Annotated in this window: 19 protein-coding genes and 1 pseudogene; 6 read left to right on the top strand and 14 right to left on the bottom strand. The window is 41.4% G+C overall.

The genetic code is table 11. From position 1 onward, the window contains the following. Positions 1–11: 11 nt before the first annotated feature. A protein-coding gene (gene prfB, locus ACRWQN_RS04320) for a peptide chain release factor 2 (RefSeq protein WP_434928203.1) occupies positions 12–1,110 on the bottom strand; the annotation gives its coding sequence in 2 pieces (ribosomal slippage) (positions 12–1,034 and positions 1,036–1,110; 1,098 coding nt in all). 154 nt (positions 1,111–1,264) lie between these two features. Here prfB and ACRWQN_RS04315 point away from each other — a divergent pair. Beyond that, entirely contained in the window at positions 1,265–2,248 is a 984-nt protein-coding gene (locus ACRWQN_RS04315) for a pentapeptide repeat-containing protein (RefSeq protein WP_434939884.1), read from the top strand. A gap of 108 nt (positions 2,249–2,356) precedes the next feature. Here ACRWQN_RS04315 and chrA read toward each other — a convergent pair whose 3' ends face one another. Genes chrA through ACRWQN_RS04300 form a run of 3 tightly spaced genes read right to left on the bottom strand, consistent with a single transcriptional unit; the run spans position 2,357 to position 5,156 of the window. Then, on the bottom strand, positions 2,357–3,508 hold the full coding sequence (chrA, locus tag ACRWQN_RS04310; RefSeq protein WP_434939883.1) for a chromate efflux transporter: 1,152 nt from the start codon (positions 3,506–3,508) through the stop codon (positions 2,357–2,359). A gap of 54 nt (positions 3,509–3,562) precedes the next feature. Then, a complete protein-coding gene (rlmC, locus tag ACRWQN_RS04305) occupies positions 3,563–4,708 on the bottom strand; it encodes a 23S rRNA (uracil(747)-C(5))-methyltransferase RlmC (RefSeq protein WP_434939882.1) in 1,146 nt (381 codons plus the stop codon). Then, positions 4,698–5,156 (bottom strand): MarR family winged helix-turn-helix transcriptional regulator, encoded by a 459-nt coding sequence (locus tag ACRWQN_RS04300; protein ID WP_434928196.1) that lies wholly within the window; start codon positions 5,154–5,156, stop codon positions 4,698–4,700. Before ACRWQN_RS04300 ends, rlmC begins: the two co-directional genes overlap by 11 nt. A gap of 214 nt (positions 5,157–5,370) precedes the next feature. Here ACRWQN_RS04300 and ACRWQN_RS04295 point away from each other — a divergent pair, with 214 nt between their 5' ends. Beyond that, positions 5,371–5,559 (top strand): cytoplasmic protein, encoded by a 189-nt coding sequence (locus ACRWQN_RS04295; protein ID WP_226411312.1) that lies wholly within the window; start codon positions 5,371–5,373, stop codon positions 5,557–5,559. A gap of 93 nt (positions 5,560–5,652) precedes the next feature. Next, a complete protein-coding gene (locus ACRWQN_RS04290; protein WP_434939881.1) occupies positions 5,653–6,321 on the top strand; it encodes an MliC family protein in 669 nt (222 codons plus the stop codon). A 40-nt stretch (positions 6,322–6,361) separates the two neighbouring features. Here ACRWQN_RS04290 and ACRWQN_RS04285 read toward each other — a convergent pair whose 3' ends face one another. Beyond that, positions 6,362–6,736: an STAS/SEC14 domain-containing protein gene (locus tag ACRWQN_RS04285; protein ID WP_434939880.1), complete on the bottom strand. Its 375-nt coding sequence runs from the start codon at positions 6,734–6,736 to the stop codon at positions 6,362–6,364. A gap of 160 nt (positions 6,737–6,896) precedes the next feature. After that, positions 6,897–7,457, bottom strand: a complete 561-nt coding sequence (locus tag ACRWQN_RS04280) for a TMEM165/GDT1 family protein (RefSeq protein WP_226411318.1) — start codon at positions 7,455–7,457, stop codon at positions 6,897–6,899. A gap of 448 nt (positions 7,458–7,905) precedes the next feature. Here ACRWQN_RS04280 and ACRWQN_RS04275 point away from each other — a divergent pair, with 448 nt between their 5' ends. Together ACRWQN_RS04275 and ACRWQN_RS04270 are read left to right on the top strand one after the other, a co-directional pair. Then, on the top strand, positions 7,906–9,108 hold the full coding sequence (locus ACRWQN_RS04275; protein WP_434930547.1) for an aromatic amino acid transport family protein: 1,203 nt from the start codon (positions 7,906–7,908) through the stop codon (positions 9,106–9,108). 237 nt (positions 9,109–9,345) lie between these two features. Next, entirely contained in the window at positions 9,346–11,502 is a 2,157-nt protein-coding gene (locus ACRWQN_RS04270; RefSeq protein WP_434939879.1) for a S46 family peptidase, read from the top strand. On the opposite strand, the gene ACRWQN_RS04265 is transcribed toward ACRWQN_RS04270, so the two are convergent. The 7 genes and pseudogenes from ACRWQN_RS04265 to ACRWQN_RS04235 all read right to left on the bottom strand — a co-directional run bounded on the left by ACRWQN_RS04265 (position 11,495) and on the right by ACRWQN_RS04235 (position 20,937). Next, positions 11,495–12,217 carry a 23S rRNA pseudouridine(2604) synthase RluF gene (locus tag ACRWQN_RS04265; protein ID WP_434939878.1) on the bottom strand — a complete coding sequence of 241 codons (723 nt, stop codon included), beginning with the start codon at positions 12,215–12,217 and terminating at the stop codon, positions 11,495–11,497. The genes ACRWQN_RS04270 and ACRWQN_RS04265 overlap by 8 nt on opposite strands. A gap of 6 nt (positions 12,218–12,223) precedes the next feature. Then, positions 12,224–12,913 carry a hypothetical protein gene (locus ACRWQN_RS04260; protein WP_434939877.1) on the bottom strand — a complete coding sequence of 230 codons (690 nt, stop codon included), beginning with the start codon at positions 12,911–12,913 and terminating at the stop codon, positions 12,224–12,226. Positions 12,914–13,052: 139 nt separating this feature from the next. Beyond that, complete coding sequence (locus ACRWQN_RS04255; protein WP_434939876.1) at positions 13,053–14,393, bottom strand: Na+/H+ antiporter NhaC family protein; 1,341 nt, start codon at positions 14,391–14,393, stop codon at positions 13,053–13,055. Between the two features lie 347 nt (positions 14,394–14,740). After that, positions 14,741–17,935, bottom strand: coding sequence for a bifunctional proline dehydrogenase/L-glutamate gamma-semialdehyde dehydrogenase PutA (gene putA, locus ACRWQN_RS04250; protein ID WP_434940593.1), 3,195 nt, complete (start codon positions 17,933–17,935; stop codon positions 14,741–14,743). A gap of 316 nt (positions 17,936–18,251) precedes the next feature. Beyond that, a complete protein-coding gene (locus ACRWQN_RS04245; protein ID WP_434939875.1) occupies positions 18,252–18,830 on the bottom strand; it encodes a TIGR04211 family SH3 domain-containing protein in 579 nt (192 codons plus the stop codon). A gap of 132 nt (positions 18,831–18,962) precedes the next feature. Continuing rightward, positions 18,963–20,232, bottom strand: a pseudogene (locus ACRWQN_RS04240) (inorganic phosphate transporter). Positions 20,233–20,256: 24 nt separating this feature from the next. Beyond that, positions 20,257–20,937 (bottom strand): TIGR00153 family protein, encoded by a 681-nt coding sequence (locus tag ACRWQN_RS04235; RefSeq protein ID WP_434930554.1) that lies wholly within the window; start codon positions 20,935–20,937, stop codon positions 20,257–20,259. A gap of 237 nt (positions 20,938–21,174) precedes the next feature. Here ACRWQN_RS04235 and ACRWQN_RS04230 point away from each other — a divergent pair, with 237 nt between their 5' ends. Beyond that, complete coding sequence (locus tag ACRWQN_RS04230; RefSeq protein ID WP_434939874.1) at positions 21,175–22,281, top strand: inorganic triphosphatase; 1,107 nt, start codon at positions 21,175–21,177, stop codon at positions 22,279–22,281. An 87-nt stretch (positions 22,282–22,368) separates the two neighbouring features. Here the strand turns inward: ACRWQN_RS04230 and ACRWQN_RS04225 are convergent, their stop codons facing one another. Then, entirely contained in the window at positions 22,369–23,577 is a 1,209-nt protein-coding gene (locus ACRWQN_RS04225) for a class I SAM-dependent methyltransferase (protein ID WP_434939873.1), read from the bottom strand. Positions 23,578–23,866: the final 289 nt, after the last annotated feature.

The raw sequence follows: 23,866 nt of genomic DNA, 5'->3' as shown, positions 1-23,866 counted from the left end.
TTCTTCTCTCGTTAAAGGCCAGATTTAAGGCTAGCTTCAATAAACTTGTCCAAATCGCCATCTAAAACGGTTTGGGTATTTCGGTTTTCAACACCGGTACGTAAATCTTTAATGCGGGAGTCATCTAAAACGTATGAACGAATTTGACTGCCCCAACCAATATCAGACTTAGCGTCTTCAGCGGCTTGCTTATCAGCATTTTGCTTATACATTTCCAACTCGTACAACTTAGCTTTTAATTGTTTAAAAGCGGAATCACGGTTTTTATGCTGTGAGCGGTCATTTTGACACTGCACCACAGTATTGGTTGGAATATGGGTAATACGTACTGCAGAATCCGTTTTGTTAACGTGCTGACCACCCGCACCTGATGCGCGGTAAGTATCAATACGTAAATCAGAAGGATTAATATCAATTTCAATATCATCTTCAATTTCAGGGTACACAAATACCGAGCAAAAAGAAGTATGACGCTTACCTGATGAATCAAAAGGCGACTTACGCACTAAACGGTGTACACCCGTTTCAGTTCGCATCCAGCCAAACGCATATTCTCCGGTAAACTTAATGGTAGCGCCTTTAATACCGGCCACATCCCCAGCGGTAACTTCAATCAATTCTGGGCTAAAGTTATGCGCTTCGCCCCAGCGTAAATACATACGCAGTACCATATTGGCCCAATCTTGTGCTTCTGTTCCACCTGAACCTGATTGAATATCAAGATAACAGCTTGCAGCATCATTTTTGCCAGCAAACATACGGCGAAACTCTAGATCTGCTAGACGCTTTTCAAGTTCGGCAATTTCGTTACTGGCATCATTAAAGGTTTCTTCATCGTCTTCTTCAATGGCTAATTCCAATAACCCAGCGACATCTTCAAGGCCAGAATCCATATCATCAATGGTTTTTACAACCGCTTCAAGGGCTGAACGCTCTTTCCCTAACGCCTGGGCACGCTCAGGTTCACTCCATACTTCTGAACTTGCAAGCTCTTGGCTAACCTCTTCTAAACGCTCACTTTTAGCAGCGTAGTCAAAGGTACCCCCTAAGAAGTTCTGTGCGCTCGGCCAGCTCCTTAATTTTGAATTTTACCGGATTAACTTCAAACATGAATTTTCAACTTAAAAAATAGCGGTTAACAAAAGGTTTAACGGCGTATTTTACCCCATGCGCGGCACTAAACCTAGACCGAAGTGGGGTTAATTAAGTCGAATATATTTCAACTGAATTTATCAAGATTTTATAGCTTAGCTATACTGTAATAATGAACTCAGATAACCCAACTTGTTGCTACCACGAAGATGAAGGATTTTCCTGCCATGAAACTGCAGAGCCTTCAGGTCTTTGTTACTGGCATGACCCACGCATTATTAAAAACAAGCCTGACGACAAAGCTAGGCTTGAAGCTTTTGCTCGTAGCGGAGGAATGCTTCGCGGCATTAGTTTAAAGCGGGCAAATTTAACGGGTGTTGACTTAGTTAAACATCATGCAAAAACAGGTTTTGATATGAGTCATGCAGAGCTATATCGAGCTAACCTTCAAGGCGCACATATGTTCAATGTCAACCTTGAACAAGCTAGCTTAATGAAGGCCGATTTACGTGATGCCAATATGCATTGCGCCAACCTAACCAACACCAATCTATTAGGCGTAAAATGGAAAGGTGCCAAAATTGAAAACATTTATACGGGAACGAAAATCAAGCAAGAACGTATGGCTCGTAAAGCAGATAGGTTGGGAGAACTAGAAATTGCCTTGGATTATTACCAACAGTCTGAAGAGATATATCGTGACTTACGTAAAGCTGCCGATCGTGAAGGCTTATTTGCCATGGCCGGACATTTTATGCGTAACGAGCTCATAATGCGACGACATCAGATGCCTAAGTGGTCATCAAAACGCATGATATCTAAGTCAATTGATCTATTGTGTGGTTATGGTGAAGCCCCTCTTCGAGTGATAGGGTTTTCTATGGCACTGATTGCAATCTGTGCAATGTGTTTCTTTTTCACCGGTCTTAGCTATGGTGAACAAATCCATCAATTCAACTTCGACAATAGCATTAGCCAAAATATTAAGCTGCTTCTAAACTGCATTTACTATTCAGTTGTTACCTTTACCACCTTAGGTTATGGCGACTTTACACCCATTGGCTACTCCAAATTGGTTGCGGCAATCGAGGCCTTTACGGGTAGCTTTACGATTGCATTATTCGTGGTGGTATTTGTAAAAAAAATGAATCGTTAATCATTGGCAGGCTTAAGGCTACCTTTCCCAACACGCTTGCCATGACAAACACTGAACCACGTTCTACTGTAGTAATAAAAGCCTGATAAAACGGGTATAAATGCTAGGTTACAACAAGCTTAACAGTGCGCCAAAAGCTGCAAAGCCGGCAACAAGCAACACGATATTAGGCTTAAATATTTTTAATACTCCAAAGCCAATTACCACCAATGCCATATCGAGTGAACTCGCCACACCACTACTAAAAACAGGCTGATACAAGGCGGCAAACAGTAACCCTACCACTGCGGCATTCACCCCAGCTAGTCCACCAGCGATAACCGGACGTTGACTAATGGCTCCCCAGCTATTTAATGCCACTAACATCAATAAAAATCCGGGGATGAAAATAGCGATGGTGGCGACAAGTGCACCTAAAATGGGTGATTCTTGCCAAATATCAGCCCCAAGAAACGTCGCCAGAGTAAACATAGGCCCAGGTACAGCCTGTGCTAGCGCATAGCCGGTTAAAAACCTATCTTGGGTAACAAGATCGCCAACATTAGCCTCAAGTAGCGGCAGTACAACATGGCCACCACCAAACACTAAACTGCCAACTTGATAAAACTGTCCAAAAATTTGCCCAAGACTATCGGGCTGAGATGCTAAAAAGTAAGAAGCAATTAACCCTAAAACAAAAATAGCTAACCACAGTAAATTCAACTTTATTTCAGGTGTATCAGGGGAGGTATTTTCACCGCGAGTCAGAACTAAGGCACCAATAATAGCCGCAACAATTAATACCACGATTTGTGTTAATAATGCCGGAAATAATAAAATACACGCGACAGTGGCTACCATTAAACATTGCGCCGTTTTACGTTGGCAAAATTGCTTAAACATACCCAGAGTAGCATCAGCGACTACAACAACAGCAAGTAATTTTAAACCGTGAATAGCACCTGCAACCATGTCCAATTGCAACCAACTGGCAGTGGATATAGCAAATAGAAATAGCAGTAAAAATGAAGGAAGTGTAAAACCTAAAAATGCTGCAAATGCCCCGGGCAATCCACCTTTATGATAACCAATCGCAAAGCCAACTTGGCTTGAACCAGGCCCTGGCATAAACTGGCTCAATGCGACAAAACTGGCGTATTGCTTATCATCCAGCCAATTTAAATCTTGTACAAAGGTTTTTCTAAAATAACCAATATGTGCAGCTGGGCCACCGAAACTAATTAATCCTAATGCTAAAAAACGACTAAAAATTTGCCACATGCTGAGTTCCTAATATTCTTATATCGATTTAGTTTATGACACTATTATGAATACTTAATGACAAAGAGAGTTCTTTTCTAACATCACCAGCACTTCATAGTGGTCGGTATGTGGAAACATATCAAACAACTGCACCTTGGTAATTTTATATCCTGATATCATCGCCAAATCTTTCACTAAACTGATTGGGTTACAACTCGAATAAACTATCGCTTTAGGTGAAAATGCGCTTAATGACTGACAAAGCGACTCGCCTATTCCGCGCCTTGGCGGATTAACAATAATCAAATCAGGTTTATCATTTGCTGCGATCCCATTAGCAAAGTCGGTAGAATCCAGCGCCCTAAAGCTGATGTCCTCTAGACCCATTTCTGCGGCAGACATCTTGGCACACTCGATCGCTTCGGCCTCAATTTCAATCCCAGTTAACCGAATTTTGCCACTTGCACAATGCAGTCCGAATCCACCCACCCCACAAAATAAATCCCAAATATGTTGTGGATTAAATGCAGCTACCCACTCTCGAGCGGTTTGATAAAGTTGCTCAGCTACCTGTGGATTGGTTTGAAAAAAACTTTTAGGACGAATATATAAAGGCACATCATTAAAGCGATCAGCAAGACGGGTTTGATCGGTTAAAAATATTTCTTGATCGCCCTCTAAAATCGCCATATGAACAGGTTGAATATTAACCGACACTAAACTGATTTTAGGAAATTCAGCCTGTAACTGAGGTAGTTCTCGCTTAATTCGTGAAATTGCCTGTTCACTGTTCAGCACAAAGCGCAGCATAAATTCACCAGAGATATAACTTCTGGTGAGCAGAATAAATTTAAGCTCACCTTTACTTTTATCGACTCGATAAGGCGGAATTCCCGCTTGTTGCACAAACAATTGCAATCTATGCAATAGCCGCCGCATATCTTCAGGATACAGTTGGCAATCGCATAAACTAATGGGCTGCCCCTGGGGATCGACAATACCTAAAATAGGTTGATGTGCAGCACCTAACACCACCATTTTGGCTTTATTGCGAAAACGATTTTCTTGGCTTGCAATGGGTTCAAGCCATTGCTCAACAGGCAATTGGGCAAAAAACTGCTGTAGTTTGGTCATTTTATGCTGTAACTGTTCTGACATAGGGATTTGAATATCACGACAGGATAAACAATGACCTTTTTCAAAAAACTCACACTTCACAACTTGATGCCTTATCAGAATTAAGTACTTTTAGCGCGTTATCACATAAGCTTTTAAGCTGCTGAAGCTGTGCCAGATCGCCACCCACTTTACAACGCATCATTTCAGGGACTGATTCAGCTTGTTGGCGTAGCATTTGGCCTTGTTCGGTAAGGTGTAATACTCTAACTCGCTCATCTTCTTCACTACGGCCTCGTATTACTAACTTTTTTACTTCTAAGCGCTTAAGTAAGGGGGTTAACGTACCTGAGTCTAAATGCAATCGCTCGCCCAAGGTTTTAACGCTTATGCCCGCCTCTTTCCACAACACTAACATGACTAAATACTGCGGATATGTCAGTGATAACTCATCAAGCAAAGGGCGATAAGCACGGATCATCGCATTAGTGACGCTATATAATGAAAAACACACCTGATTTTCAAGTGCTAATGGGTTGGCTGATGGCATAAATATTCCCTTTAAAATTTGCTCAAGTATAACATATTCTAGTTGTGCACAATCTATAATATTTGCCAACAACAGAGAATACTTTGCCAAGAATTTATTATATTTTGTTAGGGAAGCATATTAATCCGATATCTTTGCTACAGTATTCAATACGCCTGCCGATATACAAATAGACAGAATACAAAAACCATTATTTAATAAAAGTGAGGTTTATATGACAATTTCGGTAAACGCTCCAAGCAACATGCCAGCAAATATTGATTCAGGCCATAGCTTGAAAGCCGCTGTTATGGCGAAGGATCAACAAAAAGTGGAAGGTCAAATGGCACTGCAACTTATTGAAGCAGCAGCGCCTCCAGCACCTGTTGGCAATGCAGGTCACAATATTAATACGACTGCCTAAATTTTTACTGTGTAATTAGCTATCTTAAATTGCGACACCTTAGTGATTACGTCATTATGGTCTGTCATGAATAATGGATAGAGAAATACATTGATGAAAAATTTATCGGCTTTGGCTGCTATTGGGTTAACTGCGGTTGGTTTAACTGTGATTGGTTTAACTCCAATTGCGCAGAGCTACGCCGCTACGTCTGTGGCTCAAGCGCCTAGCTTTGAGTGCAATAAAGCACGCGGGTCTATTGAGAAGCTTATTTGCCAATCTGAAGAGTTGGCTCTACTGGATATTCAGTTACAGCCCCTTTTCAGCCAATTAGTGTTACAAGTCGATGGGCAGCAAGTTAACCGCATTAAAGCTGAGCAAAGAGGCTGGATTAAAGGCCGTAATGATTGCTGGAAAGCCAATAACCCTAAAGAATGTACTAAGCTTAATTACCAATCTCGCATCACTGAGCTACAAATTCTAGCAGGCGCTGTTGAGGTGCCAAGTGCAACTTATTATCAATGTAGTGATGATCCACAGAACAAATTAACAGCCTATTTTTATAACAATACCGTCATCCCCGCCGCAGTATTCAGCTACAGTCAGGCGAAAAAAACATCTAGTGTGCCTCCAGCAAATTTATCCCAATTAGGACTATTAACCCGTACGGCTTCTGGCGCTAAATACCAGGCGCAGAATACTAGCCTATGGACTCATCAACAACAGGCGACGATTGAACAAATTAATCAGCCGCCAATAAGCTGTAAGTTAATAGTCGAGTAAATAGATAAGATGGCAGTCTAAAGCAATCAAATAAGAGTGGTTAATTTTGCAACCACTCAAAAGCTTGATGTTTGTCGTTGAAAGGCATCATCTCGCCGTTAATAAACCATCCCCCCACTTTTGCAGCTAACCCTTGCCAATTTTGGTCACCAAAAATAGCCACTTTATTAAAACTGGTACGGTGTTTAACTCCAAGCTTTAAGTCATCCCAAGCGGCTTGTAACTCCCAGCCTTCAAGTTGGCTTATATCCACAAACATATTCATCTTAAGCTTAGCAACTTGCGCTAATGCATCATCCAATATCGGAGTAATAATTTGATAGTCTTCATGGGTGAGCTTACCCACCACCTTCATAATGATAAAAAAGTGTTGTTGATGACGCTCAATTCCTATTGTGATCCCATGTCTTTGCATAACTCAACCTCTACATTTATTTTCAATGGTTAATCTAGGTTGAAGTAAAGCTAAGTTAAGCTAACCCCAACCCGATTATCGGCTGACTATAATTTAAGCACTCTTAAGCAATAGATAACGCCGATTAGCGCACACTTAATAGAATCGGCTTTTGTAGCGATCACACGCCATACAATAGAGTGACTACGCCGAGCACCACAAATAAAGCTGCACAAGTTCTGTGGATCATTTTCATCGGTAATTTATCAGCACTAAAATGACCCAGTAATACCACTGGCACATTGGCTATTAACATCCCTAATGTAGTGCCTATTACCACCATGGCAAGTGCATCATATTTAGCCGCTAATACGACTGTGGCAATTTGAGTTTTATCACCCATCTCGGCAATAAAGAACAAAATGAAGGTAGCCATAAACGCGCCTAGTTTATAAAAGCTATTATCATCCTCATCCATTTTATCGGGGATCAGAACCCATAGGGCAATAGCAAAAAATGACAATGCAACGGCATAGCTAGCCCATTGAGGATCAAGCCAGCTAATAGCAAACTGTCCGACCCAAGCCGCGACAAAATGATTGAGTAGTGTTGCCAACAAAATACCTAGAACAATGGCTGATTTATTGCGAAAACGCGCCGCTAACAATAATGCTAACAGTTGAGTTTTATCGCCAATTTCAGCAATAGCCACGGTAAAGGTTGAAGTAAGAAGTGCTTCCAAGGGAAAATCCTAGCGTTATTAGAGGGCGTATAAACCAAGCACAAGCAACAGCAAGCCCTCTAAGCTACTGTTACCGCACTAGGTCTTGCTTAACAAAGGGCTTCTTTGTTGTTTATACCATGGCAATCTGGCCAATTATGTTGATATAAACGCCAAAAGTTATTGATGGCAACAACTTAAAGCTAGCTACTCCCCTAAAACGAGGGCTGCAATATAACCCAAACTTAAAAGGCATACAACATCATAATGCCCTTCTTCTCATTTCCTAATTCCCAAGCCAGCTAATGAATGCACAATACAAATATTGGCCTTGATGTTGGCGGGCTAAATGTTATGTAATTGTTTCTACACAGTGCAAAAAGTCTTTAAACGACTAAGTTTCTTGCTTGAGCTGTTTGCCTTCTGCTAATGTCGCTTGCAATAAAACAATAACTATATGGACGCGTTCGTGAATTTTAAAACACTTGGATCTATTTCGATAGTCGCTGGTACTGCTATTGGTGGTGGCATGCTTGCATTACCTTTAGCCACTGCGGCACTGGGGATCGTCCCAGCTATCTTGCTGCTCATTGTCATTTGGGGCATCTCTGCATACACCTCTTTACTCATGTTAGAAATCAATTTACGTACCGGTGTAGGCGATAATGTCCATGCCATTACCGGTAAAACATTAGGGAAAGTAGGGCAATTAATTCAAGGTGGATCGTTTTTAAGTTTATTATTCGCCTTAACCATGGTGTATTTAATGGGTGGCTCCTCCCTACTGGAAACCCGCTTAGCCCCATTAGGTCTTAACTTAAGTAATCAAGCAGCAGTGCTATTATTCACCGTCATTTTTGGTGGCATTATTGCTGTAGGTGTCAGCTGGATAGATAAAGTCTCTCGAGTGCTGTTTACCGCCATGGTGGTATTATTGGTATTAGTGGTCGCCTTTTTACTGCCAGATGTTAATTTAGCTGTTGCATTGACTAACACAATGAGTGAAGTCGCTCAAGGCAATGAGTTAACTCACTTATGGCTAGCTGCTATTCCTGTGGTGTTTACCTCATTTGGTTTCCATGTGTGTATTGCCACGATTGTGCGCTATCTTGATGGTGATGCGATATCACTGCGTAAAGTACTGTTAATTGGCTCTACAATTCCATTAGTTTGCTACATTTTATGGTTATTGGTCACACTAGGTACGCTAGGTGGCTCAACAGTTCATCAACTTGGAGGCTCATTGCCTAAGCTGGTAATGGCACTACAAGGGTTAGTTGAGTCACAAATTGTCAGCCAATTTATTGATATTTTTGCCAACCTCGCACTCATCACTTCATTTTTAGGCGTCACCATGAGTCTGTTTGATTATGTGGCTGAACTGACTCGTGCTCGAAGTGATGTCGCTGGCCGTATTCAAACCTGGTTAATTACCTTTATTCCGCCATTATTATGTGCTTTATTCTATCCGGATGGCTTCTTTCAAGTATTAGGTTTTGCGGCTATTCCTTTAGTTGTGATGATCATATTTTTACCGATCGTGATGGCACTAAAGCAGCGGCCTCAGAACTTAGGTGGTTATCAAGTGATGGGTGGCATGCCGGCACTGATAATAGCAGGTATTATCGGGGTCTTAATTGTGATTGCACAGTTAATGGTCGCATTGGGTTAATGGATAGCTAACAGAATTAAATTTAGTTTGTAACTGGTTTTTTCTGACGCTGTTAACCTGTTACAAGTTTTGTTAAAGTCAGGCCTGCAGGCCTGACTTTTTTGTGGGTCAATATAGTCGTTTAAACATCACGCTAAATATCTAAAATAATAAATACACTAATGTATATTCGGTTTATTTCACATACTGCCAAACCCCTTGAGCATGTGATTACTTTATCAAAATGGACTTATAACAATGAAAACATGGTTACTTACAGCGGCGATTGCTGCCAGTTTTACTGCCCAAGCCGATGAAGGCATGTGGCAGCCACACCAGTTACCCGCCATGGCTGACATGCTCAAAGAAAAAGGCTTAGAAATAGATGCGAAATCAATTTCTAAACTGACTGAATTCCCTATGAATGCGGTCATTAGTTTAGGAGGTTGTACTGCATCCTTTGTGTCACCAAAAGGCTTAGTTGTTACTAACCATCACTGTGCTTATGGTGCAATTCAGTACAACTCAACCCCAGAAAAAAATCTGCTCAAAGATGGCTTTTTAGCTAAAACATATAAGGAAGAATTGCCGGCAACACCAGGGTCGCGCGTTTATGTTACCGAAGCGGTTACCGATGTGACGGCTAAAATTAAGAACGGCCAAATGGAAAAAGTCGGCAACGAATTTTACGCCGGTATTGAACAACAAGAAAAGGCCTTAGTGGCTGAATGTGAAAAAGAAGATGGCTATCACTGCCAGGTATATAGCTTCCATGGTGGCTTAGAATATTACCTTGTTAAACAACTCGAAATACGTGATGTTCGTTTAACCTATAACCCAGCTGGTAGTGTCGGTAAATATGGTGGCGATATCGATAACTGGATGTGGCCTCGTCATACTGGTGACTTCTCATTTTATCGCGCTTATGTAGGCAAAGATGGCAAGCCTGCGGACTTCCATGCAGACAACGTCCCGTATGAGCCAAAAAGTTTCTTAAAAGTGTCAGCTAAAGGCGTTAGTGATGGCGACTTTGTGATGGTCGCAGGCTATCCGGGTAGCACTAATCGTTACCGCACTGCAAACGAGGTTGAAAATCAATTCGAATGGGCTTATCCAGAAGGTAAGATTCTGCGTGAACGCATGATTGAAATCATCAAAGACACTGCAGCAGAAGGCACAGATGATCGCATTAAGTATGAAAGCTTAATTGCTGGACTAGCAAACTATGCTAAAAACTTTGCCTCCATGATTGAGTTCTACGGCAAAATGCCTATGTTAGATGATCGCAAAAAGGTAGAAAGCGACCTAGCATCATGGATTAATACTGACTCGGCGCGCCAGGAAAAATATGGTAAAACCATAGTTGAATTAGATAAATTAGTCACTAAAAGCCAACAAAACCAGCAGCGTGATACCTTATTAGGCTACATTACCTACACAACCATGCTGACAACAGCGCGTGATTTATATCGTTTAGCTAACGAAAAAACACTACCTGACATGGAGCGTGAACCAGGTTATCAAGAGCGTGATATAGCCAATTTCACCTCAAGTATGGAACGTATTGATCGTCGCTATGCAGCTAGTGTCGACAAGGCATTGTTAATAGAAATGTTAACGCGTTACGCCAACCTACCAGTAGAACAGCGCTTACCAGCATTTGATAAAGCCTTCAATATTGGCAACAAGTTCGACGCTAAGAAGCTGAATAAAACCGTAGATAAGATGTTTGCTAAAACAAAATTAGCTGATCAAGCTACCCGTTTAGCATGGATGGATAAGTCGGTTGCAGATTTTAAAAAGTCTAACGACCCCTTCATTCAGTTTGCCGTCAGTACCTATGATGAAAGCATGAAGCTAGAGCAGGCACAGAAGCAATTATCGGGTGATCTAATGAAAGTACGTCCACAGTTTATGGACGCTATCATTGCTTATAATCGTGAGCTTGGTAAACCCGTTTATGCTGACGCCAACTCAAGCTTACGAGTTTCCGTAGGTAATGTGAAAGGCTATTCACCACAAGATGGTTTGGTGGCAGTGCCCTTTACACGCTTAGAAGGCATCTTAGCTAAAGATACAGGCATGGACCCATTTGATGCGCCCGCTAAGCAGCTCGAGTTAATCAAACAAAAACAATATGGTGACTACTATGTCAAAGCCATTGATTCTGTTCCAGTTAACTTTTTATCAACCTTAGATACGACTGGCGGTAACTCTGGCTCACCAACACTAAATGGCCGCGCTGAATTAGTCGGTTTACTATTTGATGGTGTGTATGAAAGTATTATTGGTGATTGGGGCTACGATGCCAATAAAAACCGTTCAATCCAGGTTGATAGCCGCTACATGTTATGGATTATGGAGCATGTTGATCACGCCGATAATCTATTAGCGGAAATGGAAATCGTTAAGTAACGCCTATTGGTTGCATTAACATGCTTAATTCGGCGGCCGTTAACGGTCGCCGTTTTGTTTCTGGCAAATCACCTAATTCTACCTCCCCAATCGCGACTCGCTTTAAATCAATCACCCGATAGCCTAGTGTTTGACACATTTTACGGATCTGTCGGTTTAATCCCTGGGTCAATAATATTTCGAATTGTACCGAAGCCAAAGACTTTACCAGGCACGCTCGAGTCGTGACGTTTTGACTGGCTTGATGATAGGTAACGCCCGCAGCCATTGTCGCCAAAAACAGCTCATCAAAAGGTTTATCAACACTGACATGATAGGTTTTTGAATGATGAAAATCAGGATGCATTAATCGCTGGGTTAATTGACCGTCATTGGTGAGTAATAATAGTCCTCGGGAATCTTTGTCTAATCGCCCTGCAGGATACAATCTTGGCCCTTTAGGTAAGTGATGCAGTAAACTACTAGGGTCGCTTTCAATTAAACGACAATCGACTCCTACAGGCTTATGATATAACCAATAGACTTTATCTTCAGGCTTAAGAACTTTTACATCGTCGACACGAATATCATCAATAAAATCAGTATCAATAACCGTTGAATGTAAAGCTAAACAGCCATTAATAGTGACTCGACTAGCCTCAATAATTCTTGAACATTGACGCCTTGAGGCGATGCCGCAAAGGGCAAGGTAATGGGCTAAACGATATTGAGCCATACTGGTTTATGCTGGCACAACGTGACGTGATAATGACTGTTGTACAACTATGTGTTGGCGTATGCTTAATCCAAGGCATACACACCATAAAATATTCGCTTGAGTTAACACCCACATACTAGACGATACCCAACAGAAATGACTACCATTGTCATCGCAGGAAGGGAAATCAAGTAAATGCCAATCTAATAAACGAATTAAGTTAACGGACGTGACTATTGCCACTATCGATAATCCAAACACCACTCGAGTCATGGTGCTTTTGGGTTTAAAGTAATCAGCGAAACATAAGCAATGTAAGACTAGCGAACCAACTAAGTACAAGGTTGAAACCTTGCGATGCAACTCTAAGAAGTTAATTGGAAACATCCCCATCAGCGCAATACTCAAGCCAACAATACCCCCTACAACGGCAATTCCTCGGCTTAAGACATCCGAAAAAGTAAAATAAATAGCCAAAGTGCCTAACAAGAAACATACACCAGCTGCAAGCAAAGACAGGTTAAACACCACAGCTAAAGGAGAATTCATATAATCCCCTAAAATATCAGGACGAATAGTAAAGATGCTGGTTTGCATTTGTTGTACTTGTGCAAATAATGCAGACGAGACGCCAACACTGGCAATAATTGCCGCAGCTAATGACATAAAGACAATCACTAGATGTAAGTCGTAATTTGTATGCTGTTTATTCAAGGGGATCTATTATTAGAAATAAGACAATCGACCTTACCTGTATCTTTAAAAAAGTAAAAGCCCTAAACACGGTTTAGGGCTTACTGATACTAATGCTAATACAGTCAACAGATAGTATATTTCAATCAATATTGATAGATTATGCACGCTTTCGAAATATCACAATAATGACCGCAACAACGGCCAAAATCATACAATACCAGGCATTCGATACCGCCGTTAATGGGCTAATAGTAAACACTGATGCTATTAATAATGCTTGAGCACCATGGGGGATCAACCCCTGAATAATACAGGCAAAAATATCCATCACACTGGCAGCTCGCTTAGGGCTAACGCCGTGTTTTTCTGCTAAGTCTTTAGCGATATCGCCAGTCACCACAATGGAAACCGTATTATTTGCCACGCAGGTATTTGTCGCGGCAACAATACTTGCTATGCCTAATTCAGCTGCGCGCGGTGACGTATCGCCCGCAGACTTAGAAAAACGGCTAATTAATCCTTCAACCTTATTATTCACAAAGGCCAAGCCACCCTGCTGTTGCATCAGTGCCGCTAAACCTCCTACCAACATAGAAAGAATGAAGATTTCTTGCATATTGGTAAAGCCAGTATAAATATCATTGCCAAATTGAATAACATTGTAATCTGCAGCTAATATCCCTGTCAGGCCAGCCAGTAAAATACCTAAGGTTAGCACCACAAATACATTCAACCCTGAAACGGCCAAAATCAATATGGTTAAATACGGTAATACTTTTATAAATTCAATTTGTTGCGGGGCAATAGTAGCCTGCCCTTGGCCTGCAAATGAAAAAGCAACAAGCGTTAAAATTGAGGCTGGAATAGCAAAGACTAAATTTTCGCGAAACTTATCTTTCATATCACATCCCTGAGTACGAGTCGCAGCGATAGTCGTATCTGAAATAATGGATAAATTATCACCAAACAATGCCCCAGACATTACCGCCCCCGCCATTAATGCGTATTCAATTTGTGCTTGGTCTGCCACGCCCAAAGCGACAGGCGCCACTGCCGCTATCGTGCCCATTGACGTGCCCATAGCAGTAGCAATAAATGCCGCTATCATAAAGAAACCGGGCAATAATAAGTCAGCAGGAATCAGCGATAAACCTAAAGCAACCGTAGAATCAACACCACCCGTTGCTTTAGCAACAGAGGCAAATGCACCCGCCAGTAAATAAATTAAACACATGGCGATAATATTGCTATGGCCAATACCCTCAATGAAGGTTTCAATCGCGTTGTTGATTTTTTGTTTAGAGAGCAGCATTGCCAAGATGATCGCAGGTAAAATAGCAATCACACTCGGCAGTTGATAAAAAGCATAATCAACACCTTGGCTTTGAAAGTACACTCCAGCGCCAATAAATAGTCCGAGAAAAACAAATAAAGGCAACAAAGCAATAAAGGATGCCGTTGGCGAACTGTTACTTGTAGTGGGTTTAGTCAAAGTCATCTCTCTTTTTCTATATTTTTAGGCTTGTGACGGAAAAGCAATATTCATCTGACTGAATACTAGGATTACATCCTACACATCCTATTCATCTGCGCCAAGAATAAGAGAAGTTATTTCAAATTGCAACATGGACGTCTAGACTTCTTTCCTTCCAGTCGATTTTTTACAAAAATAGCTCAATCATTAAACAAAACACCGCTAATCTAGCCAATCATGTAACAAAAATACCATCCCGCTCTCATACCGACTCTGCAATAGAGTCTGTCTCAACTGCGTTGATAAAACGGGATAAACAATAATGCCCGCAATTGCGGGCATTATTTTAACTAACACTAAGCGGTTAACACTTATTCGTCAGAGTCACCTAACGATAACAATGTCGCATTACCACCAATAGCGGTAATATTATTGGTGCGAGTTTTCTCGGTAACAAAACGGGTTAAATAATGTGGACCACCCGCTTTAGGACCCGTGCCAGATAAACCTTGACCACCAAATGGTTGTACACCGACTACTGCGCCAATTTGGTTCCGGTTAATGTACACATTACCCACATTCACTTTATCAGCAAGATTTAAAGCATGACCTTCGTTACGGCTATGAATACCTAAGGTTAATCCATAACCCGTACTATTAATTTCATCGATAACCTTACCTAAATCAGCCGCTTTGAAACGAATAACATGCAGGATTGGGCCAAAATGTTCTTTGTCTAACACTTTAATCGAATCAATCTCTACCGCTGTCGGGGCAACAAAGTGACCATTTTCAGTCCCAGCAGGTAACGCTAGTTGGTTAATTAATTTACCCACTTGCTTAATATGATCAATATGGGCATTTAAGTTCGCTTTAGCCGCCGCATCAATTACCGGGCCCACATCTGTTTTCACAGAACTTGGGTCACCAATGGTTAATTGCTCCATTGCGCCTTTCATCACTTCAATCACGCGATCGGCAACATCATGTTGTACATATAGTACTCGTAATGCTGAACAACGCTGACCGGCACTGGTGAAAGAGGCAGACACAATATCATTAACCACTTGCTCAGGTTGTGAAGTTGAATCCACCACCATCGCATTTTGGCCACCGGTTTCGGCAATTAACGGAATAATTGCACCATCACGGTTTGCTAAAGTACGGTTAATTAGCTTAGCCGTACCGGTAGAACCAGTAAAACATACACCACCAATACGCTCGTCAGCGGTTAATACCGCCCCTACTGTCGCGCCAGTACCTGGTAGGAATTGCAACACGTCGGTAGGAATACCCGCTTCATGCGCTAACTGAACTGCGCGATAACCCACTAGGCAAGTTTGCTCAGCAGGTTTAGCAATAACGGTATTACCCGCAGCTAATGCGGCACTTGCTTGACCTAAGAATATCGCTAATGGGAAGTTCCAAGGGCTGATACACACAAATATACCGCGGCCTTGTAAAAACAACTCATTCAACTCACCTGTTGGGCCAGGAAGCAATTCTGGCTTAGCCATCATTTTCTTCGCTTGCACCGCGTAATAGCGACAAAAGTCAACTGCTTCACGCACTTCATCAATGCCGTCTTGGATACTCTTACCCGCTTCACGGGTACAAAGTGCAATTAACTCTTCACGATTTTCTTCTAATAAGTCAGCCAGTTTTTGCAATGCAGTGGCACGGATTTCAACTGGAGTACGTGACCAGCGAGCAAAAGCACTCTCAGCTGATGCAATAGCAGTTTCAATCGCTTGGCTATCAGCAAAAGCCACTTTACCGACCATTTTAGTGGTATCAAATGGGCTAACTACGTCTCGCATTTCACCGGTTAAGGTTTTGCCATTAACCAATGGGCCTGCTTGCCACTGTGTTTGAGCATATTTCTCGATTGCCGCAAAAAATGGCTCAGACTCTGAAATAATATTCATATTTAATCCTTTAGAATTTTTACGCTCAACGCCGAAGATATCCGCCGGTTTAACAATCTTATGATTGGTAAAGCTCTTATAGCCTTTTAGTGTCACCAAAGGGTGTACCACTAAAGACTCGATTGGGGTTTTCGGGTCAACCAACTTATGTACAAACGATGTATTGGCACCGTTCTCTAATAAGCGGCGCACTAGATAGGGGAGTAAATCTCTGTGGGCACCAATTGGTGCATAAATACGCACAGCTTTAGCACCGCTTTCAGCAAGCATAGTGTCATAAAGCTCTTGTCCCATACCGTGTAAACGTTGGAACTCGTATAGGCGATCACCCGCCATAGCATCTATGCTAGCGACCGTTTGTGCATTATGGGTAGCAAACTGTGGGTAAATGTTACCGCGAGTTGATTCAGACAATAAAAAGCGTGCACAGGCTAAATATGAGACATCGGTACCCGCTTTACGGGTATAAAGTGGATAACCCGCTTCACCCGCTTGTTGAGCCCATTTAAGCTCGCTGTCCCAATAAGCACCTTTAACCAGGCGCAACGGAATTTCATCACCTTGATCTTTAGCAAGGCGGTTGATCCAACATAACACCGGTAAACAACGCTTAGAATAAGCCTGAACAACAATACCGAGTAAGCCCCAGCCCTTTGCTTCTTCTGATTGATACAGCTTTTTGAATAAAGCTAAAGATAACTCTAAACGATCAACTTCTTCAGCATCAATTGAAATACCAATATTTAGCTGGCGAGCTTGGACTATTAGCTTAATAACGGTGTCATATAATTCAGTCAATACGCGATCAATATTGGCCACTTCATAACGCGGGTGCAACGCTGAAAGTTTGATTGAAATAGTCGGTCTTGGCGCGTCAGTTTCATCGTATGCCTGCGCACCGAGATCGCGAATAGCATGACTGTAATCGGTAAAATATTTTTGTGCATCTTTAGCGGTTAACGCAGCTTCACCCAACATGTCATAACTGTGGGTATAGCCCATTTCACGTTTGTCTTCGCTATTCTTTAATGCTTCTTTAACATTGCGACCAAGCACAAACTGTTTACCCATAATCTTCATCGCAGCAAGCATAGCTTGGCGGATCACAGGCTCACCTAAACGGTTAACTAGACGATTAATCAAATGGCTTGGAGTACCATCTATTTTACGATCTAACTTAACGATTTTACCCGTCAGCATTAATCCCCAAGTAGAGGCATTAACTAGTACAGAGCTACTTTTACTGATATGTGCATCCCACTTAGCACCTGATAACTTATCATCGATCAATGCATCGGCTGTGTCAGCATCTGGAATGCGTAATAAGGCCTCGGCAAGACACATTAAAATAATGCCTTCTTGGGTTTCTAAGCTATATTGCTGTAAAAAAGCATCAACACCAACCATCAAGCCTTTCTTTTCAAATTGGCGAACTTTAGTCACCAATTCATGTGCTCGACGAGTCACCTGCTGAATTTCTTCATCGGATGAGGGCACCAGCGTAATTAACTCTGCTAGATACTGTTCTTCATCAACAATGTAATTGTCAGTAACTGCTTTAAACAATTCTTCGAGAGTGGCGTTGTCATAGCGACCGCCCAGTACTTCACTCGCTTTGAACATCATAATCGCTTCCATCATGGTCAGTTGAAGGAGGGTAAAAACCAATGGGTGTGACGTACATTACAGCATTTTATTTTGTATACAATGTACGATTCGGGCGAGTATACAATCAAAATGTGATCAAGAACACTCTCTATTAGTCCATAAACTCGCTTCGGTGCACATAAAATGTAGCAGAAGGTTTACCTGTTTAATATTAGCTAACTTAATGATAATGTCAGGAACAAAATCTACTCATAATTATCAGTATCTTACAATGCTAAAAAACAAAAAAGGCTAACACATGATATGTTAGCCTTTCTGTTTGAAAATTTGATATATTGTCGATTAATTACATCCACCGACTCTTTTTACGCAGCTGAGGACGGGGTAAATACACTAAAATGATCCCAATTAACGCACCAATACCCGCAATAATGCCACCTTGTTGCCACATCTGATATTGTTGATCTTGTTTAGTCGTATCCACTTTAGCTTGGGCGGTATCGCGTTCAGCTAAGGCTTTTTCTAAGGCAGCTTGAAGCTCTGTCACTTTTTGCTTGGCTAACTCGAAGTCTTGACTAACATTATCGGTTCCCAATGAGATTTGATTAAGTTGCTCATTAACCTTAATAAGCTCTTGCTCAACCAGCGGGAAACGCTCTCTTAAACTAGGTTGTTCGGTAACAAACGCACTACGAACCCAGCCCTCACGGCCTTTATTATCGATAATTTGAGCATACTCACCTTCAGTTTTACCTAAAAACTGAATAGGTTGACCCGCTTCTACACTACCAATAATACGAAAATCAGTGCCTGGTCCACCGTGAATATAGGTAAACACATCATCTGAAATATAATGTGAAGACGTTTGAGCATTAACGCTCAACGACAACAATAACAAAGCAAAAAAATTAATGACTTTCAACACAGCCTTTTCCCTAACGCTATTAAATAGCAATCATGTTATTTATGTAATCCCATTAATGCTATTTACTTAGTCCCATTAATGCAAGAAGGAAGTCATAGGACTTCCTTCTTAAGTCGAGATTAACTTCTATTATTAACTAAAGATACTTTTAATTATGTAGAAGAACACGATAGATAGGCCTGCACCGGCTGGTAAAGTCACTACCCAAGATATTACGATGTTACGAACCACACCGATATTGATTGCAGCAATACCACGCGCCATTCCCACACCCAACACTGCACCCACTAAGGTTTGTGTTGTAGAAATAGGTAAACCTGTTCCTGAAGCAAGTACAACCGTTGAAGCTGCAGCTAACTCAGCAGCAAAACCACGACTCGGTGTTAAATGAGTAATGTTTTTACCGATAGTTTGCATTACGCGTTGGCCAAATATCGCCAAACCTAACACAATACCGATAGCACCTAGCGGAAGGATCCACCATGCTAAAACAGCTTCAGAACCAATGACACCGCCACTTTCAACAACTGATACCACAGCCGCTAATGGGCCAATAGCATTAGCTACATCGTTTGAACCGTGGGCAAATGCCATACAACACGCTGTAACAACCATCAAAATTGCGAACACTTTTTCAACGTTACCAAATTGTGTTTGACGGTCTGCTTTTTCACTCATTTTTAAGCGAGAAATGGCCACTTTACCCAAAAGACCAACAGCAACTGCGATAGCAGTTGCTAGCATGTAAGCTTCTAAAGTAGAGAAATGTAACCCAACATGTTTTAAGCCTTTAGTGATCGTCACAAGTGACATTACAAAGCCTGCCAACGCCATATAAAAAGGCACATAACGTTTGGCATTACCCAATGGATCTTCGGTATCAAAAATCAGTTTTTGCACACTTTGGAAAATGGTATAAGCAATAAAACCTGAAATAGCTGGAGTCACGACCCAAGAGCCTACAATTCCAACTACCTTACCCCAAGCAACTGCATCAACATTGACTCCTACCGCAGCAAAACCAATGATAGCGCCGATAATTGAGTGAGTGGTCGATACAGGCCAGCCTAAAGCTGACGCAACAACTAACCAAATACCCGCAGCAAGCAATGAACCAATCATACCGTAAACGAGATACTCAGGCTTATCAGTAAAGTAAGCAGCATCAATAATACCGTTTCGAATTGTACTGGTGACTTCTCCACCAGCCAAAAAGGCGCCAGAGAATTCAAAAATCATTGCGATAATAATCGCTTGTTTAATCGTAATGGCATTAGAACCTACAGAAGTTCCCATGGCATTGGCAACATCATTTGCACCAATACCCCACGCCATCAGAAAACCAAATATGGCCGCAAGCGCGATTAGCGTCCGGGCCGTTGGTGATTAATACATCAACCATGTCTTTTCCTTGATAACCTTGTGATTAGTTACGAGCTAACATAACCTCTAGACGGGAACCTACACGTTCAGCAATATCAGCTAAACCACCCACCCACTCGATAATTTTGTATAAGAACATTACATCAACTGGATTCAATTCTGATTCAACAGCATACAGTTGACGGCGAACCTGGATTTGAAGATCATCTGAATCTTCTTCAATTTTATCCAATTCGTTGATCATATTGGCAACCAACTTCACTTCACGACCACGAAAACCCGTTTCGAGTAAGTCATCAAGTTCATTAATTGCTTGTTTTGCTAACGCAACAGCATCAAGGCAACGCTTAAGGTAAGCATTGAACGACTCTTGTACTGGTTTAGGGAGGACTAATTGACGCCCGATGATACGGCCAGAAATGTCTTTTGCTGTGTTGGCGATTTTGTCTTGCTGAGTTAATAACTCAAGTAAGTCAGTACGCTCAACCGGCATAAACAAGCCACCGGGCAGAGTTAAGCGGATTTCTCGCTTTAACGAATCAGCATCTTTTTCAAGCATACTAATTTGTTTGCGAATTTTAACCGCTTCATCCCAATCTCCTGCCATTGTGGCGTCAAAGAAAGGAACAAGAAGTGCAGCACATTCATGAACTTTATCGATATGCTGTTCTAAAGGCTTTAAAGGTGATTTTGCAAATACACCTAAAATAGAGTTTACTGGCATTGCCGTTTACCTATTTAATTAATTCCAACTTGGAAAAGCGGGCGCATACTAACTCAAGCGTCCACATAAAGAAACAGTGTAGTTTCAATTTCGCACTACTGTGATTTACACTTGCAGCACAGAGTATAATTTATCTGAGCGGTGCAATCCTAAGGGATTTTTATTACAGAAATGTGACATTGTGAACTAAATATGACGCATTAATGAATATTTGATTACAAGGTGAGTAATAAGTCAATGAATGCTGAAATTGAGTTGAAACTGTTGGTGTCTCCCCAAGACCATGATTCATTAATAAAAAACCTTAATAAATTGCACAATTCATCTTACTGTAAAAGTGAATTTTTATTTAATCATTATTTCGATACTAGCACATTACAATTAGCCCAATGGGATATGGGCTTGCGTGTCCGCGGCTCAAAAAACCATCAAGAGCAAACTCTTAAAACGGCAGGAAGTGTTATAAATGGCCTTCATAGTCGCCCTGAATATAATGTGTCGACCGCTGAAAAAACACCCAACCTTTTTTTGTTTCCCGACCATATTTGGCCAAAAGGCACAGTAATCGCTGAGCTAAACTCTGCGCTAATGGCTATTTTTGACACGAATTTCACTCGGCACACGTGGATAGTAAGCCTCAATCAAAGCAAAATTGAGGTCGCGTTAGATAGCGGAGAAGTGATTACCCCTAAAAATAACGGGGTAATAAGTGAACTGGAATTTGAATTGATAGAGGGTAACAGTGCAGATTTAATCTTATTAGGCTTAAGTATGGTTGAGTATATTCCACTCAGATTAGGCCAGCAAAGTAAGGCATTTACAGGCTATTTATTATCAGAACGAGTCCCTTTTAAGCTCAATACTAACTGGCCCACTGAACTAGATAACCTGAAAAGCTCAGCCCATATCTCCCCAGAAGCTCTTAAACCATTACTCAAAATGGGACTCACCCATTGGCTGCAACTAGAAAGCGCTTTGGAATACATGGCTAACCTTAGCGATAGCGAAAGTCATCCGCTAGATGAACTACACAATCAGCAATTAACCGACACCTTGGCGAGAACCGCTCTCTACCTAAGTACCTTTGAGCAACTATTACGCTGCATAATGCTGATTAGCCATGCTATGCTGCAACATAAAGTGTGCAATGAGCAATTAAAGCAAGATACTCAACCGTTAATGGCACTTATTAACAGTCTAATTATCGATTTAACAGCAATACCAAACTGCACGCCACAATTACCAAATCAAGCTCACTCATCTTTAGCCTGTATAGAAAATCTTTGGCAACTTAAAAGCTACGGCAAACTGCAACTCACTTTGATGCTGTACCTCACATGCTAAAACTTAACTTTCGAGGGCTAGGTCAAATACTTAAATTTAAAACAACTTCAGTTTAAATCCAAGCCGCTTAAATAATGCCGCTTTAATCTAACTGAGCAAGGTTTCTAAGCATTGCTCTTCAATGCCATAAAAAGCTTTAATGTCGGCAATTTGTTGCAATATAGCGCTGTTATCGCGAGCTTGGGTGCGTTTTTGAGCCAAAATCATTTTATTTTTGCTGGTGTGTTCAAGTGAAATAAACTCAAATACTTGAGTATCATAACCGTGGGCTTCAAGCAGTAATGCGCGCAGGCCATCGGTGACCATTTCAGCTTCTTGGCCTAAGTGAATACCATGCTGTAATAACGGTGCTAGCAAAGTCGGACTTTTCATTTGTGGGCGGATTTGTTTGTGACAACACGGCGAGCACATGATAATTTCCGCGCCAGTTTGAATCCCCATATGCAAAGCATAATCAGTGGCAACATCACAGGCATGTAAGGCTATCATGATGTTAATCCCCTGGGCTTTAAAGTGTTGCACATCGCCCTGCTCAAACTTAATCCCGGTTAAGGCTAACTTGTTTGCGGTTTGATTACATAAATCGACCAGCCCTTGGCGAAGTTCTACACCGGTAACTTGAGTGCTCACCTGCAGTTTATCGATAAAATAGTCGTGCACAGCAAAGGTTAAATACGCCTTACCTGAACCAAAATCGGCAATATGTACTTCACTATTCTTGGCTAGACCGGTGTTATCAATTGCCCGTGACAACACTTCAATAAATTTATTGATTTGCTTCCACTTACGCGACATAGCAGGAATAATTTCGCCACTGGCATCAGTAATACCTAACTCGCGCAAATAAGGACGGTCTTGTTCAACAAAACGTTTTTTAGCACGGTTATGCGGCGCGGCTTCACTATTAATTGCGGCATCGACCTCACTAGCTTTAGGCACATTTTTATTGCGGTATTTATTGATCAATACCTTGCCTTTCTTGCTGATACTCAGTTGAACCTCCCACTCTTGGGTGATCAAATGTGCATTTTGAAATTCGCTTTCGAGCCATTGTTGACACAAAGTTTCAACCTCAGCCAGTTCAACATTTTTAGTAATGTGATTGGTACGGTATTCATATAAACAAGACAGCAAACGTAGGCCTTTTAGCTCCACTGGACGCATAGCAATACGCTTAAGTTCTTTATTGTCGCCACAGTATTTTGAAAACACTAAACGTTGCAGCGTATTATCAGCTAAAGCACTGGTACATTGTTGCACAAAGCCATTAAGTTCGAGGGTATTGACGTTCGACATTGAAATCTCGTTTACAGTAAATAATTTAAAGCTGCGCAGCACGCAAAGGGTGATAAATAACCACTCACAGCCTATTCAGGTGCTCTATTCTACACCATCTAGCGAATACCACTCTCCTCTTGATGATATTTGTCTGAGTAAGTTAAATCATTTCCCCAGAACCAAGTCCAAAACACATTTAACCACTTAATCTATCAGCAGCAAGCTGCCAGCTAAAAAACCAGCGACCTCAATGCCAACAACGTGCTTTAAATCAATAAGACAAAATACATGATAAGGCGCCGATTTA

Source organism: Shewanella sp. HL-SH8, assembly GCF_051165765.1.
Lineage (GTDB): Bacteria > Pseudomonadota > Gammaproteobacteria > Enterobacterales > Shewanellaceae > Shewanella > Shewanella glacialimarina.
The sequence above is the reverse complement of the archived record's forward strand: the minus strand, read 5'-3'. Positions and strand labels throughout refer to the sequence as shown.